The organism is Ruixingdingia sedimenti (assembly GCF_031432425.1).
GTDB lineage: Bacteria > Pseudomonadota > Alphaproteobacteria > Rhodobacterales > Rhodobacteraceae > Ruixingdingia > Ruixingdingia sedimenti.
On the sequence record NZ_JAVKPH010000024.1, the window covers coordinates 1 to 13,752 of the forward strand.

Here is a 13,752-nt window from a genome sequence, read left to right on the forward strand (position 1 = left end):
AAGGCCGCGGCGATGCCGCGCCCGTCGGCGATGCCGCCCGCCGCGATCACCGGCACGCGCACTGCATCAACGACCTGCGGCACGAGCGAGAGCGTCCCAACCTGCGTCGCGATGTCCTCGGTGCGGAACATGCCGCGGTGCCCACCGGCCTCGGCACCCTGCGCGATGATTGCGTGGCATCCCTCCGCCTCGAGCCACCGCGCCTCGTCAACGGTGGTAGCCGAGGACAGGATCTTGGCGCCCGTCGCGACTACCCGGTCCAGCAGGCGCTGCTCCGGCAGACCGAAATGGAAGCTGACGACCTCCGGGCGCAGCTCCTCGACCAGCGCACAGAACTCCTCGTCGAAAGGCGCGCGGTTGGACGCGGGAACCGGTGCGTTCGGGTCGAGACCGAACTCTCGGTAGTACGGCTCCAGTCTCCGCCGCCACGTCGCCTCCCGCGCGGCATCGGGCGTGGCCGGACGGTGGCAGAAGAAATTCACGTTGATCGGTCGCGCGGTCCGCTGGCGAATGACGCCGAACTGGTTGCGCAGATGGTCCGGCGTGAGCAGTGCGCAGGGAAGCGATCCGAGCCCGCCCGCTTCGGCCACCGCAACGGCCAGATCCGATAGTCCGGCGCCTGCCATCGGCGCCTGAATGATTGGCAGCTCTATGCCGAACAGGTCCTGGATCCGTCGATCGGGCCACATGCTCTGTCCTCCCGTCAGTCCGTAGCGCCTGGTCAGAGTGGCCCACCGCGACGAGAAACAAAAGCACTGCCTGACGTGCCGATCCTTTTACCGTCGCCTGCACGACAAGGAGCCACCTCATGTCCCTCGCCTTCGCACCCGAGCGGATCGAAACCTGGCCGCTGGCCAAGCTCCAACCCTACGCGAAGAACGCGAAGGCGCACGGCGCGGACCAGGTTGCGAAGATCGCCGCCAGCATGGCCGAGTTCGGCTGGACCGTGCCCTGCCTCGTGGCCGAGGACGGCGAGCTGATCGCGGGCCACGGGCGCGTGCTGGCCGCCACGCAGCTCGGGCTGACCGAGGCGCCGGTGATCGTGCTGGGCCATCTGACCGAGGCGCAGCGACGGGCCTACCGTATCGCGGACAACAAGCTGACCGAACTCGGCACCTGGGACGAGGCGCTGCTCTCGGCGGAACTGAACGACCTGCTGGCCGAGGATTTCGATCTGTCGCTCGTGGGTTTCTCCGATGGCGAACTCGACAAGCTGCTGGCCTACGTCGCGGAAGACGACGGTGAAGAAGGTGGCGCCGGGGGCTCCGTGCCGCCGGTGACCATCCCCGAGCCGCCGCGTAATCCAGCCTCGCGGACGGGCGATCTCTGGATCCTCGGCGACCATCGCCTCCTGTGCGGGGACAGCACCAGCGCTGCCGATGTGCGCCGCCTGATGAATGGCGAGCGCGCGATCCTGTTCGCCACCGACCCGCCATACCTCGTCGACTACGACGGCTCCAACCATCCGACCCGCAACAAGGATTGGTCTGCCTCCTACGGCACGACCTGGGACGACAGCTCGCAAGGGGCCGAGCTTTACGACGGCTTCATCGCCGCGGCCGTGGCCGAGGCGATCACCGAAGATGCCGCCTGGTACTGCTGGCACGCTTCGCGCCGCCAGGCGATGCTGGAAGCCTGCTGGGAAAAGGCGGGTGCCTTCGTCCACCAGCAGATCATCTGGGTGAAGGACCGCGGGGTGCTGACCCGGTCCCACTACCTCTGGAAACACGAACCCTGTTTCATGGGCTGGCGTCGCCCGAACCGCCCGCCGAAGGTGGCCGAGGAAACGCTGCCATCGACATGGGCGCTTCCCAGCTTCGCCAAGGATGACCGGCCTGACCATCCGACGCCGAAGCCGCTCGACGCCTTCGGGATCCCGATGCGCCAGCATGTGGCGCGGGGCGGCCTCTGCTATGAGCCGTTCTCCGGCTCCGGGTCGCAGATCATGGCGGGCGAGGCCAATGGCCGCCGCGTCTTCGCAATGGAGATCAGCGCGGCGTATGTCGATGTCGCCGTGGAGCGTTGGCAGGCCGAAACCGGCAAGGAGGCGATCCTCGACGGCGAAGGTCGGACTTTCGCGCAGGTGAGAACCGAGCGGCTGGGCGACGACACCGATACGCCGGACACGGACGCTGCCCCCGAACCCGCGCGAAAGCGCAAGACCGCCGCGTGACATGCATGACCTGGCTTTACCTTCCTCCGGACGCGCTTCCGGAACCGGAAACGCGTGCCTTTTCGGCCTCTCCCTCTGCTCCGGCGCGGGCGGGCTCGATCTCGGGCTCGCCATCGCCATCCCCGGATATCGTGCTGTGGGCCATGTCGAACGGGAAACCTTCGCCGCAGCCACTCTCGTGGCGCGGATGGAAGACGCGTCCCTGGATCAGGCTGTTGTCTGGGACGATGTTGGAACCTTCGACGGCCGCCCGTGGCGCGGCGCGGTGGACATCGTCACTGCGGGCTATCCGTGCCAGCCGTTCTCCGTCGCTGGCAAGCGCCGGGGTGCGGACGACCCTCGCCACCTCTGGCCCCATGTCGCCCGCATCATCGGCGAAATCAAACCGCCCTTCGTCTTCCTCGAGAATGTCGCCCATCATCTCCGCCTCGGCTTCCCCGAAGTCGCCAGCGGACTGGTCGGCATGGGCTACCGCCTTGCGGCAGGCCTCTTCACGGCGGCGGAAGTCGGCGCGCCCCACAAGCGCGAGCGGCTCTTCATCCTCGCCATCCGCGACGGGGACGACATGGCCGACCCCGCGCGCCTGCTCTGGCATCCGGTCGAGTGGCGGGAACCGGACGGAATTGCTGCGCCTCTGGCCGACGCCGAGGGCCAGCGCCAACGAGAACCGGCAGACGAAGCCGACGCCATCGCAGGAAGCGGGCCAGCACGGCATGAACCTCGCGACGACGGCCGCGATGTGGCCGACGCCGCAGACGGACAGCTTTCGCAGCCGGGGCGGCGAAAGGCGCGACGAGAAGGGTTTGGACCGGATGGCGCGGGATTGGCCGACGCCGATGGCGAACGACGGCTGCAAGCCGAGCGCGGGCAACCGCAGGAGTGCAGACCTGACCCATGCGGCGGGGATGTGGATGACGCCGACGGCGCGGGATCACAAGGACGGAGCGACGACACTCGCGAACACGCCGGTGAACGGCCTGCTTGGCCGCCAGGTCCTGGTGACGCCGATGGCTGGGAGCGATACCTCCGAGCCGCGCCGGACCTTGAACCCGCTATTCGTCGAGGCACTGATGGGCTGGCCCACCGGGTGGACCGGCTTCGCCTCTGTGGCAACGGCGTGGTCCCGCTGGTTGCAGCGCATGCGCTGCGAACTCTCGCGGCTGAATTGCTGGCCGATGGATGAGGCGGCGACATGAAGCAGTCCCGCCTCATGTCGCTGGTCGAGTCCGTCGCCAACGTGATCGTCGGCTACGGCGTCGCGGTGGTGACGCAGATCCTGATCTTCCCGGTCTTTGGGCTGCACACGACGCTGGCGCAGAACCTGAAGATGGGCGCGGTGTTCACCGTGGTGAGCATAGCGCGGTCCTACGTCCTACGGCGGCTGTTCGAGGCGATCCGGACGCGGAGCATCCCTGAACAAGGCAGGTTGAAGCAGCGGTAGTTGCGTCACGTTTCGAAGGTTTGAGCTGCGAAAAACTAAAGCAGCTTCACGCGCGGCCTCGTATTTCGTAAGCAACTACTGCTGAGGTGGTAGGGCAAGAAATGGCGCGAAAAAAGACCTATGGCGAGAAGATCGCGGATCACATCGCTGCGGTGGTTGAGGCCCGAAATATCGAACATGTCTTGCACTTCACGCTGCTAGACAATCTACCGGGCATTCTAAGCAATGGGCTCCTCAGCCGATCGATCCTTCGAGAAGCGGACTACGCCGTGTTTGCCAGCGATGCGGATCGCTTGGATGGTGAGGATGGCGCAATCTCAGTGTCAATCTCCTGCTTCTATCCGAAGATGTTCGACGCGAAGCGCTTTCGCTCTGGCAACGCGCCGTGGGTCATTCTTGCGTTCGACCCGAGCTTATTGTGGAACTATCACTGTCTGTTTTACCGGAATGGTGCATCGACAAATGCAACCAAATACGAGCACGGAAAAAGGTACGGCGGGTTCGCTCTAGAACGGCTCTTTGACGATTGCTCCAATTTGATGGATCCACGAGGGACAGGATTCCGAGAGGCGCATGGCCTACCATCGGGTTGGCCCACATTCCCAGACGCCGAAGTGCAGGTCATGAACCCTGTCCACCCTGACTATCTTCTGGGTGCATGGGTCGAGACACCTGAACACGGTAATCAAGTGCGGAAGGCGTTTGTTTCATCCGGACGCGATCATTGCGACGTAGTTGTCCAGCCATTCGAGCCAAGGATCTGCAGAAAACCATATTGGTGGGGCTGAGCCGCACCTCGATACGGCTCAGTAGTAAGAATCCGTGAATTGGTGTTTAGGCGGACGGCAGGCTGTACACTCGCCCGCGCCCTTCGATTTTCTTGGAGGCCACCTCGAGCCCGAGTTTCTTCTTCAGCGCCCCGGCCATCGCGCCGCGCACCGTGTGAGACTGCCAGCCCGTTGCAACCATGATCTCCTCGATGGTCGCGCCGTCCGGCGCGCGCAGCATGGCGATCAGGGTGGCCTGCTTAGTTCCCTCGCGCGGCGTGCGCGTCTTGGGCGCGGCTGCGGGCTCGGTGAGGGTGTCCGGCGCAGGTTCCTCGGTCGGCGCGTCCGTCGCGCCCGCAGGCGCGGTGTCCGCGTCCTCGGGCTCGATCCCGATTGCGGCGAGGCCCGCGTCGGTGGCGACCAGCGTGACGCCGTGGCCGTCGCCGGTTTCGCGCCAGACGGGCTCGCCCTTGCGCGTGTCGGCGTCGACCTCCTGCAAGAATCCCTTGGCGAGCATCGCGCCGACCACCTTGGCGGCGGCGCCGCCGCGCAGGCTCTCGGGCAGCGGCAGGGCGATGTGATCGGGCCGCTGGGCGGCGGCGCTCAGGATCAGGGCTTGGGTGTCGGAAAGCTGGGTCATCGTAGTCTCCCGTATCGGGGCGCGCAGGATGCGGGCCCTTCTACGAGGCCAAGCCCGCCAGTCGGCGGGCGGGACCGGGAGCGGGTCGCCTCATTCGGCATGTTCGCCCTCCCTGAAGGCCATATCGCTGATCTCGCGCAGCTTGGCGCGGTAGTGGTTCAGGGTGCCGACATGGCCCCAGTTGATCTCGTTGGGGCTGGTCTCGAAATGGTCCGCGCTGAGGGCGGCGAGCCGCTCCAGCATCGCATCGATCTCGGTCTTCGCGGCGATGAAGGCGTCGAGGGCTTTCGTGTTGTCGGTCGCGCGGCGGGTCATCGTGGTGGCTCCGTGGTGAGTTGCATCGTCCCTGTGCAATCAGAATCGCTCTGCTTGGCTGGAAAGTGTAGGCAATTCAGAGCCATATGATTGCTATCTGACTGCCCGCGCTCAGATCAGCCCCATCCCGGCCAGCGATGCGCTGGCGGTGGCGAGTTGCGCGGTGGGCAGTTCGATCTTGAGGTGCGAGATGACGTCCGAAACCTCGGCCGTGATCCCGTCCTCGCGCAGGGCCGCCTCGATCACCTCGGCGACGGCGTCGGGGCGCGAGCGGTCGAAATGGTCCGGGAGGGCTGCGTGATCAATGCGGATGGTGGTGGTGCTCATTGTGAGGTCCTTTCAGGATTGGCTGGCGGCGCGCCGCCCGGCTTCAAACGCCTCTTCGAGCGCGTCGCGGATCGCCCAGACGGCGACATCGTGAAAGTCGAGGCGATCTGAGTTCCGGGTTTCGAGCGTCTCCAGAGAAAAGCGCCGCTGCGCGATCTCGAGGATCAGGGCATCGCGGGCAGCGGCGGGGTCGGTCTTGCGGCGGGTCATCGTGGTGGCTCCTTGGTGAGTTGCATCGCTTCGTTGGAGTGACGTTCGCTCCACTGGCGAGGCTTATCAACTCGATAAGCACATGAAACTGAATGATAATCGGAGCCGTCGATGCAGGGCATGAGCGAGCGCCAGTACGCCGTCCATGTCGGGCTGTCGCGCGGCGCGATCCAGAAGGCGAAGACGGCCGAGCGGCTGGTCCTCTATCCGGACGGCAGCATCAACGCGGCGGCCAGCGACACGCGGCGGGCGGAGATGACGGACCCGTCGAAGACCCGCAAGCCGCCTGCGCCGAAGCTGAAGCCTGTCCCCGAGGCGGCGGTGGCAGCGGTCGGAGACACGCTCCGCGAACAGGGTCTGGCGGTGCCGGCGGTCGGCGGCGGCACGACCTTCCTGCAGGCCAAGACTGCGAACGAAGTGCTGAAGGCCCAGGAACGACGCATCCGGCTCCAGAAGCTGAAGGGGGAGTTGATCGAGCGGGCCCGGGCGCTGGCGCTGGTGTTCCGCCTGGCGCGGGAGGAACGGGACACGTGGGTGAACTGGCCCGCGCGCGCGGCGGCTCTGATGGCGGCCGAGCTCTCGGCGGCATCCAGCGACACGACGGGCCATCAGATCACCGTGGAGCCAGCCGCGATGCAGAAGGTGCTGGAGAAACATGTACGCGCCCACCTCGACGAACTCGCCGAGGTCCGGCCCGACTTCCGATGAGAGCAGCGTTGATTTTGGTGGCCTGACGGACTTCGACGGCGCGGGCGAGATCCTGCGCGCCTGGGGCAATGGGCTGCGGCCCGACCCGGACCTGACCGTCTCGGAATGGGCGGACCGGCACCGGATGCTTTCGGGTCGCGCCTCGGCCGAGCCCGGGCGATACCGCACCGTGCGCACGCCCTACATGCGGGAGATCATGGACCGGCTGTCGCCCGGCGATCCCACGCAGCGTGTCGTGTTCATGAAGGCCGCGCAGGTCGGTGCGACCGAGGCGGGCAACAACTGGATCGGTTTCGCCATCCACCAGGCGCCGGGTCCGATGCTGGCGGTCCAGCCCACGGTCGAGCTGGCCAAGCGCAACTCGCGCCAGCGGATCGACCCGCTGATCGACGAGAGCCCGGAGCTGCGCGAGCGGGTGAAGCCCGCGCGCTCGCGCGACGCGGGCAACACGATGCTCTCGAAGGAGTTCGCGGGTGGCATCCTGATCATGACGGGCGCGAACTCGGCGGTCGGGCTGCGCTCGACCCCGGCGCGCTACATCTTCCTCGACGAGGTCGACGCCTACCCGGCCTCGGCCGACGAGGAAGGCGATCCGGTCACGCTGGCGGAAGCGCGGTCACTGACCTTCGCCCACCGGCGCAAGGTGTTTCTGGTCTCGACGCCCACCATCCGGGGGCTGAGCCGGATCGAACGGGAATACGAGGCCAGCGACCAGCGCCGGTTCTTCGTGCCGTGCCCGCACTGCGGCGCGATGCAGTGGCTGAAGTTCGACCGGCTGCGCTGGCAGAAGGGTCGCCCGGAGACGGCGGAATATCATTGCGAAGGCTGTGACCAGCCCATCGGCGAGCATCACAAGACGGCGATGCTGGAGGGCGGCGAATGGCGCGCAAATGCCGTTGCCGCCGATCCGACCACGGTCGGATATCACCTCTCGGCGCTCTATTCGCCGATCGGCTGGCTGAGCTGGGAGCGGATCGTGCGGGCATGGGACGCGGCACAAGGGTCGGACGAGGCGATCAAGGCGTTCCGCAACACGATCCTCGGTGAGACCTGGGTCGAGACCGGGGAAGCCCCGGACTGGCAGCGGCTCTACGACCGGCGCGAGCGCTGGACATCCGGCACGGTGCCAGCGGGCGGGCTGTTCCTGACGGCCGGGGCCGACGTCCAGAAGGACCGGATCGAGGTCGATGTCTGGGCCTGGGGCCGTGGTCTTGAGTCGTGGCTCGTCGATCACGTCGTGATCGAGGGCGGGCCCGACCGGCATGACGCTTGGTCGGAACTGACGGCGCTGCTCGACCGAAGCTGGCCGCATGAACGCGGCGCGCATCTGCGCATCGCGCGGCTCGCCATCGACACCGGCTACGAGGCCCCAGCGGTCTATTCCTGGTCGCGGGCGCAAGGCTTCGGGCAGGTGTCGCCGGTGAAAGGCGTCGAGGGGTTCAACCGCTCGAGCCCGGTGTCGGGCCCGACCTTCGTCGACGCGACCGAAGGCGGCAAACGCCTACGGCGCGGGGCGCGGCTCTGGACCGTGGCGGTCTCGACCTTCAAGGCCGAGACCTACCGCTTCCTGCGGCTGGCACGCCCGACCGATGAGGAGATGGCCGAGGGGGCTGCGTTCCCGCCCGGCTCGGTGCACCTGCCGCATTGGGTCGAGAACGAATGGCTGAAGCAGTTCGTGGCCGAACAGCTGGTGACGGTGCGCACGAAGCGTGGCTTCGCCCGGCTGGAATGGCAGAAGCTGCGCGAACGCAACGAGGCGCTGGATTGCCGGGTCTATGCCCGCGCCGCCGCCTGGATCGCGGGCGCGGACCGCTGGCCCGACGAGAAATGGCGCGACCTCGAGGATCAGCTCGGGGCGGCCCCCACCGACACCGATCCCGCCGGGCAGATTAACCGGCCGGGACAGGCCCCGCAGGGCAAGCGCCGCTCCGACTGGCTCGGACGGCGCGGAGGATGGTTCTGAAGATGACGGACTGGACGGAAACCGAGCTCTCGGCGCTGCGCCGGGCCTATGCCAGCGGCACGACACGGGTCAGCTATGACGGCAAGTCGGTGGACTACGGCTCGGCCGAGGATCTGCTCGCCCGCATCCGCACCATCGAGCGCGCCATCGCGGGCACGACACGGCCACTGCCGGTGGCCGGGCTGGCGGGCTTCTCGCGCGGGGACCGGTGATGTCGGCGACCTGGTTCGATCACGCCATCGCCACGGTGGCGCCGCGCATGGCGGCCCGCCGCGTGATGGCGCGTCAGGCCTTCGAGACCCTGACGCGGGGCTATGACGGGGCCGCGCGCGGGCGTCGCACCGAGGGCTGGCGCGCGCCGGGATCCTCGGCCGACACCGAGATCGGCGTCGCCGGGGCGCTGCTGCGCGACCGGATGCGCGATCTGGTGCGCAACAACCCGCATGCGGCCAAGGCCGTGGCGGTGCTGGTCAACAACATCATCGGCGCGGGGATCATGCCGCGCGCCGCGAGCGGCGACGACACGCTCGACCGGAAGGTCGATGCGCTCTTCGAGCGCTGGACGGCGGACTGCGACGCCGACGGCCAGCTCGACTTCTACGGCCTGCAGACGCTGATCTGCCGCGAGATGGTCGAGGCTGGCGAGGTGCTGGTGCGCCGCCGCCTGCGGCGATCCTCGGACGGGCTCCCGGTGCCGCTGCAATTGCAGGTTCTGGAGGCCGACTTCCTCGACGCCACCAAGTCCGGAACCCTCGGCGCGGGGCGGCTGGTCCAGGGGATCGAGTTCGACCCGGTCGGCAAGCGCCGGGCCTACTGGCTGCATGCCGAGCATCCGGGCGACGCCTACGGGGCCTTGCAGAACGGGTTGCAGAGCCGCCCGGTCCCCGCGACCGAGATCGCCCATGTCTACGAGAAGCAGCGCACGCAGGCGCGCGGTGTGCCCTGGGGCGCGCCGGTGATCCGCAGTTTGCGCGACCTCGACGATTACGAGGTGGCCGAGCTGGTCCGCAAGAAGACCGAAGCCTGCGTCACCGCCATCGTCTTCGGCGACGACGAGGCGCAGCAGGGCATCGCGCCCTCGGTGGTCGATGCCGACGGCAACCGGGTCGAGCAGTTCGAGCCGGGGCTGATCGCCTATGCGCGGGGCGGCAAGGACATCCGGTTCAACCAGCCTTCCGCCACCGGCGGTTACGGCGAGTACAAGCGGGCGAGCCTGCACACGATCTCGGCCGGGTTCCGCGTGCCCTACGAGCTGCTGACCGGCGATCTCAGCCAGGTCAACTATTCCTCGATCCGGGCGGGGCTCGTGGAGTTCCGCCGACAGATTGACGCCGTCCAATGGCAGCTGTTCATCCCGATGTTCTGCGCCCCGGTCTGGCGCTGGTTCACCGAAGCGGCATGGGCCGCGGGGCAGATCCCGTCGCCGACCGTGCCGGTCGAGTGGTCGCCGCCGAAGTTCGAGGCTGTCGATCCGCAGAAGGACGCGATGGCGAACTTGCTGTCGATCCGCTCCGGCACCATGACCCTGGCCGAGGTGATCGCCCGGCAGGGCCGCAATCCCGACGCGGTGCTGGCCGAGATCGCCGCGACCAACGCCAAGCTCGACGCGCTGGGGCTGGTGCTCGACAGCGATCCGCGACGCGTCACCAAGACGGGCAGCGCGCAGACCAGTGACCCGGCGAACGACCCTGCCGCCGACGCGGACAATGACCCGGCGCAGGCCGACCAACAGGACTGACCTTCATGGACACGATGATCGAACTGCCGGCCATGCGCCGGTCGGCGGAGCTTGCGCCGAACACGGCCGATGCCGACAGCCGCACCGTCGAGGTGGTCTGGTCGGCCGGGGCCCGCGTGCGCCGCGCCACCTTCTTCGGCGAGCCCTATGACGAGGAACTGAGCCTCGATCCCGCCCATGTCCGCCTCGACCGGCTGAATGCCGGGGCACCCTTCCTGAAGGTGCACGAGCTCGACACGCTCGATGCGGTGATCGGCTCGGTCGTGCCGGGCTCGGCCCGGATCGAGAACGGGCGCGGCATCGCCTTGGTGCGGATCAGCGAGCGTGCCGATGTCGAGCCGATCTGGCGCGACATCCAGGCCGGGCACATCCGCGCGGTCTCCATCGGCTACCAGGTCCACCGCTTCGAGGTCTCGAAACCCGAGGCTGCGCGCGAACTCTGGCGGGCGGTGGACTGGACGCCGTTCGAGGTCTCCGCCGTCGCGGTCGGGGCCGACCCCGCCGCGGGCTTCCGCGCCCAGCACCCCCTTCACGACTGCGTCCTCCACCGCCGGGACGCCCCCACAGAGCAAGGAGCATTCCCGATGACGGACAAGACCCAGACCCCGGCGCGCGACGCCGCAACCCCCGCCACCACCCAGCCGACCGAGCCGGTCGAAACCGAGGACACCCCCATGACCGAACTGAGCTCGGCTGCGCCCGACCCGAAGGTCATGGCCAGCGAGACGCGCAGCCAGCCGAAGCCGCAGGCAACGCCCGCACCCGACACTGAGGCGGTCGCGACCCGCGCCCGCGAGGCCGAGCGCGACCGCGTCTCCACCATCTACGATCTGGCCGGGCGGCTGAACCTCGAGCGCGGCTTTGCCGAGGATCTGATCAAGCGCGGCGTCAGTGTCGATGAATCCCGCCGCCTGATCCTCGATCAGGTCGCGGCGAAATCCGACGAGACCCGGACCTTCCCCCATGTCTCCGTGCCGCTCGGCGGCCGGGACGAGCGCATCACCCGCCGCGATGCCGTGGCGAATGCGCTGCTGCACCGCTACAGCCCGACGCTGTTCCAGCTGGAGGACGCCGCCCGCCAGTACCGCGGCATGACGCTGCTGGAGCTCGCCCGCGAAAGCCTCGGCAATGCCGGGGTGAACACCCGCGGCCTGTCGCGCGACGAGGTGGCGACGCGGGCGCTGCACTCGACCTCTGACTTCCCCGAGATCCTCTCGGCGGTCACCAACAAGACCCTCCGGCAAGCCTACGAGGCCTATCCCCGCACGTTCATGCTGTTCTGCCGTCAGGTGCTCGCAACCGACTTCAAGGCGATGCACCGGGTCCAACTCGGCGAAGCGCCGCAGCTGCTCGAGGTCGGCGAAAGTGGCGAGTTCAAGCGCGGCACGCTGGGCGAGAGCAAGGAAAGCTACAAGGTCAAGACCTATGGCCGGGTGGTCGCCATCACCCGCCAGACGCTGATCAACGACGATCTCGACGCCTTCACCCGGATCCCGGCGATGTACGGCAACTCCATCGCGCAGCTGGAGTCGGACGTGGTCTGGGGCATCATCACCGCCAACCCGGCGATGGCCGACGGCAACGCGCTGTTCCACACCACCCACAAGAACCTCGCGGGCACCGGCGCGGCGCTCGATGTGAGCAGCGTCGGTGCGGCCCGCGCGGCGATGGCCAAGCAGACGGGGCTCGACAAGAAGACGGTGCTGAACGTCCGCCCCGCCTTCCTGATCGTGCCCGCCTCGCTGGAACTGAAGGCCGAGCAGCTGGTCGCGCAGAACCTGGTGCCCGCCGCGACCTCCAGCGTCGTGCCGCAGTCGATCCGCACGTTGGCGCCGATCAGCGAGCCGCGCCTCGACGCCGCCAGCGAGACCGCGTGGTATCTGGCGGCCAGCCCGAACCAGATCGACACCATCGAGTACGCCTATCTCGAAGGCCAGCAGGGCGCCTACATCGAGACGCGCAACGGCTTCGACGTCGATGGCGTCGAGATCAAGTGCCGCCTCGACTTCGGCGCCAAGGCCATCGACTGGCGCGGCCTCTACAAGAACCCGGGCGCGTAACCCGCACCCCATGCTGAACCCTGGCACACGGGCGGTCCTGACGGGCCGCCCTTCGTCTTTCCACGAGGATCCTCATCATGAAAAACTTCGTCCAGCCCGGCAACACCATCACCCTGACCGCACCCTATGCCGTCGCCTCCGGCGATGGACTGCTCGTCGGCTCCATCTTCGGCATCGCCGCCGGGGACGCCGCCATCGCCGAGCCTGTCGAGACTGCGCTCTTCGGCGTCTTCGACATCACCAAGGTCGGCTCCCAGGCCTGGACCGTCGGCGCAAAGGTCTATTGGGACGACACCAACAAGCGCTGCACCACGGTGGCGACCGACAACACGCTCATCGGCGTGGCCGTCGAGGCAGTGGCGAGCGGCGCGGGCGACACCATCGGCCGGGTGCGCCTGAACGCGAGCTTCTGATGTCCGCCTTCGCCGCCGCCATGAGCGCGCTCTTCGCCGATCCGAACATCGGCCGGGACGCGGTCTACATCGCCGACGGCGGCGCGCCGGTGTTGGTGCGCGTCGTCGCTCGGCGTGCGGATGCGATCACCGACTTCGGCGATGCGCGGCTCTGGTCCGATACCACGCGTATCGACTTGAGAGTGGCCGAGGTTCCGGCTCCACGTCCCGGCGACCGGATCGAGATCGACGGCGACGCCTTCCTAATCCAAGGCGAGCCTGTCCGGGACCGCGAGCGGCTGGTCTGGACCGTCGATCTGAGGCCTGCGTGAAACTCGGCATCAACATCGTCGGCGACATTGCCAGCCTGCTCGAAGCCGAGGCGAAGGCAGGCGAGAAGGCCGTGAGCACGGCTATGCGGCTTGCCGGGACGGGTCTCAAAGATGCCTGGCGCGCGCAGATCACCGGTGCAGGTCTCGGGCCACGTCTGGCGCGGACCATCCGCTCCGAGCAGTTCCCGAAAGGCAGGCCCAGCTTGAACGCAGCCGCGCTGGTCTGGTCGAAGGCACCGATCATCGTCAGCGCACATGACACCGGCCCGCTGATCCGGTCGAAAACCGGGTTCTGGCTTGCCATCCCCACGCCCGCAGCAGGCACTTCACGGCGCGGCGGAAGGACCACGCCCGGCGAATGGGAACGCCGCACGGGCCTTCGTCTGCGTTTTGTTTATCGTCGAGCGGGGCCGAGCCTGCTGGTCGCTGAAGGGCGGCTAAACACCAAGGGCCGCGCTGTTGCGTCACGGTCGAAAACCGGAAGGGGCGTTGTGACCGCGCCGATCTTCCTGCTGGTGCCGCAGGTCAAGCTGCCGAAGCGGCTGGACCTCGCGCGGGATGCCGAGCGGGCGCGTGACGCTGTGCCGGGGCTGATCGTGACGAATTGGGTGGACACCAGACTCTGAGAACACCAATGCACTGCCTACAAACAGTGCGCCCGGCCCCATTGGCATGTCACCAAAATC

At 67.8% G+C, this 13,752-nt stretch carries 17 protein-coding genes and 1 pseudogene; 13 read left to right on the top strand and 5 right to left on the bottom strand.

All coding sequences use genetic code 11. The features are described 5' to 3' along the window. A partial coding sequence (locus tag RGD00_RS16880; RefSeq protein ID WP_310458461.1) for an NAD(P)H-dependent flavin oxidoreductase occupies positions 1-689 on the bottom strand: 689 nt, incomplete at its 3' end. Positions 690-808: 119 nt separating this feature from the next. Here RGD00_RS16880 and RGD00_RS16885 point away from each other — a divergent pair. From RGD00_RS16885 to RGD00_RS16905, 5 genes and pseudogenes are all read left to right on the top strand, one after another. Next, the gene (locus RGD00_RS16885; protein WP_310458462.1) at positions 809-2,173 is read left to right on the top strand and encodes a site-specific DNA-methyltransferase; all 1,365 of its coding nucleotides are present in this window, start codon (positions 809-811) and stop codon (positions 2,171-2,173) included. A gap of 1 nt (position 2,174) precedes the next feature. After that, positions 2,175-2,681: pseudogene (locus RGD00_RS16890) on the top strand (DNA cytosine methyltransferase); the annotation flags it as partial. Positions 2,682-2,886: 205 nt separating this feature from the next. Next, positions 2,887-3,369, top strand: a complete 483-nt coding sequence (locus tag RGD00_RS16895) for a hypothetical protein (protein ID WP_310458525.1) — start codon at positions 2,887-2,889, stop codon at positions 3,367-3,369. Then, positions 3,366-3,614: a DUF7220 family protein gene (locus RGD00_RS16900; RefSeq protein WP_310458463.1), complete on the top strand. Its 249-nt coding sequence runs from the start codon at positions 3,366-3,368 to the stop codon at positions 3,612-3,614. Before RGD00_RS16895 ends, RGD00_RS16900 begins: the two co-directional genes overlap by 4 nt. An 86-nt stretch (positions 3,615-3,700) precedes the next feature. Further along, on the top strand, positions 3,701-4,402 hold the full coding sequence (locus tag RGD00_RS16905) for a DarT ssDNA thymidine ADP-ribosyltransferase family protein (protein WP_310458464.1): 702 nt from the start codon (positions 3,701-3,703) through the stop codon (positions 4,400-4,402). A 46-nt stretch (positions 4,403-4,448) separates the two neighbouring features. On the opposite strand, the gene RGD00_RS16910 is transcribed toward RGD00_RS16905, so the two are convergent. From RGD00_RS16910 to RGD00_RS16925, 4 genes are all read right to left on the bottom strand, one after another. Continuing rightward, on the bottom strand, positions 4,449-5,021 hold the full coding sequence (locus RGD00_RS16910) for a DUF3489 domain-containing protein (protein WP_310458465.1): 573 nt from the start codon (positions 5,019-5,021) through the stop codon (positions 4,449-4,451). 90 nt (positions 5,022-5,111) lie between these two features. Then, complete coding sequence (locus RGD00_RS16915; RefSeq protein WP_310458466.1) at positions 5,112-5,336, bottom strand: hypothetical protein; 225 nt, start codon at positions 5,334-5,336, stop codon at positions 5,112-5,114. Positions 5,337-5,447: 111 nt separating this feature from the next. Beyond that, on the bottom strand, positions 5,448-5,663 hold the full coding sequence (locus tag RGD00_RS16920; protein ID WP_310458467.1) for a hypothetical protein: 216 nt from the start codon (positions 5,661-5,663) through the stop codon (positions 5,448-5,450). A gap of 12 nt (positions 5,664-5,675) precedes the next feature. After that, positions 5,676-5,873, bottom strand: a complete 198-nt coding sequence (locus RGD00_RS16925; protein WP_310458468.1) for a DUF6900 domain-containing protein — start codon at positions 5,871-5,873, stop codon at positions 5,676-5,678. Between the two features lie 111 nt (positions 5,874-5,984). On the opposite strand from RGD00_RS16925, the gene RGD00_RS16930 reads away from it, so the two are divergent. From RGD00_RS16930 to RGD00_RS16965, 8 genes are all read left to right on the top strand, one after another. Beyond that, entirely contained in the window at positions 5,985-6,581 is a 597-nt protein-coding gene (locus tag RGD00_RS16930) for a hypothetical protein (RefSeq protein ID WP_310458469.1), read from the top strand. Next, the gene (locus tag RGD00_RS16935) at positions 6,529-8,544 is read left to right on the top strand and encodes a phage terminase large subunit family protein (RefSeq protein WP_310458470.1); all 2,016 of its coding nucleotides are present in this window, start codon (positions 6,529-6,531) and stop codon (positions 8,542-8,544) included. The genes RGD00_RS16930 and RGD00_RS16935 overlap by 53 nt, the downstream gene beginning before the upstream one ends. A 2-nt stretch (positions 8,545-8,546) precedes the next feature. Further along, positions 8,547-8,756, top strand: a complete 210-nt coding sequence (locus RGD00_RS16940; RefSeq protein WP_028030714.1) for a phage head-tail joining protein — start codon at positions 8,547-8,549, stop codon at positions 8,754-8,756. Continuing rightward, a complete protein-coding gene (locus RGD00_RS16945) occupies positions 8,756-10,282 on the top strand; it encodes a phage portal protein (RefSeq protein ID WP_310458471.1) in 1,527 nt (508 codons plus the stop codon). The genes RGD00_RS16940 and RGD00_RS16945 overlap by 1 nt, the downstream gene beginning before the upstream one ends. A gap of 5 nt (positions 10,283-10,287) precedes the next feature. Further along, positions 10,288-12,342 (top strand): prohead protease/major capsid protein fusion protein, encoded by a 2,055-nt coding sequence (locus RGD00_RS16950; protein WP_310458472.1) that lies wholly within the window; start codon positions 10,288-10,290, stop codon positions 12,340-12,342. Positions 12,343-12,419: 77 nt separating this feature from the next. Continuing rightward, on the top strand, positions 12,420-12,755 hold the full coding sequence (locus tag RGD00_RS16955; protein ID WP_310458473.1) for a DUF2190 family protein: 336 nt from the start codon (positions 12,420-12,422) through the stop codon (positions 12,753-12,755). Beyond that, positions 12,755-13,066, top strand: a complete 312-nt coding sequence (locus RGD00_RS16960; protein WP_310458474.1) for a head-tail joining protein — start codon at positions 12,755-12,757, stop codon at positions 13,064-13,066. The genes RGD00_RS16955 and RGD00_RS16960 overlap by 1 nt, the downstream gene beginning before the upstream one ends. After that, complete coding sequence (locus tag RGD00_RS16965) at positions 13,063-13,692, top strand: DUF6441 family protein (protein ID WP_310458475.1); 630 nt, start codon at positions 13,063-13,065, stop codon at positions 13,690-13,692. The genes RGD00_RS16960 and RGD00_RS16965 overlap by 4 nt, the downstream gene beginning before the upstream one ends. Positions 13,693-13,752 lie beyond the last annotated feature (60 nt).

Coding starts and splice junctions, on each gene's coding strand:
- RGD00_RS16920 (WP_310458467.1), bottom strand. CDS start 5,663: ATGAGCACCACCACCATCCGCATTGATCACGCAGCCCTCCCGGACCAT.
- RGD00_RS16885 (WP_310458462.1), top strand. CDS start 809: ATGTCCCTCGCCTTCGCACCCGAGCGGATCGAAACCTGGCCGCTGGCC.
- RGD00_RS16935 (WP_310458470.1), top strand. CDS start 6,529: ATGTACGCGCCCACCTCGACGAACTCGCCGAGGTCCGGCCCGACTTCC.
- RGD00_RS16925 (WP_310458468.1), bottom strand. CDS start 5,873: ATGACCCGCCGCAAGACCGACCCCGCCGCTGCCCGCGATGCCCTGATC.
- RGD00_RS16910 (WP_310458465.1), bottom strand. CDS start 5,021: ATGACCCAGCTTTCCGACACCCAAGCCCTGATCCTGAGCGCCGCCGCC.
- RGD00_RS16900 (WP_310458463.1), top strand. CDS start 3,366: ATGAAGCAGTCCCGCCTCATGTCGCTGGTCGAGTCCGTCGCCAACGTG.
- RGD00_RS16895 (WP_310458525.1), top strand. CDS start 2,887: ATGAACCTCGCGACGACGGCCGCGATGTGGCCGACGCCGCAGACGGAC.
- RGD00_RS16915 (WP_310458466.1), bottom strand. CDS start 5,336: ATGACCCGCCGCGCGACCGACAACACGAAAGCCCTCGACGCCTTCATC.
- RGD00_RS16955 (WP_310458473.1), top strand. CDS start 12,420: ATGAAAAACTTCGTCCAGCCCGGCAACACCATCACCCTGACCGCACCC.
- RGD00_RS16930 (WP_310458469.1), top strand. CDS start 5,985: ATGCAGGGCATGAGCGAGCGCCAGTACGCCGTCCATGTCGGGCTGTCG.
- RGD00_RS16940 (WP_028030714.1), top strand. CDS start 8,547: ATGACGGACTGGACGGAAACCGAGCTCTCGGCGCTGCGCCGGGCCTAT.
- RGD00_RS16945 (WP_310458471.1), top strand. CDS start 8,756: ATGTCGGCGACCTGGTTCGATCACGCCATCGCCACGGTGGCGCCGCGC.
- RGD00_RS16960 (WP_310458474.1), top strand. CDS start 12,755: ATGTCCGCCTTCGCCGCCGCCATGAGCGCGCTCTTCGCCGATCCGAAC.
- RGD00_RS16950 (WP_310458472.1), top strand. CDS start 10,288: ATGGACACGATGATCGAACTGCCGGCCATGCGCCGGTCGGCGGAGCTT.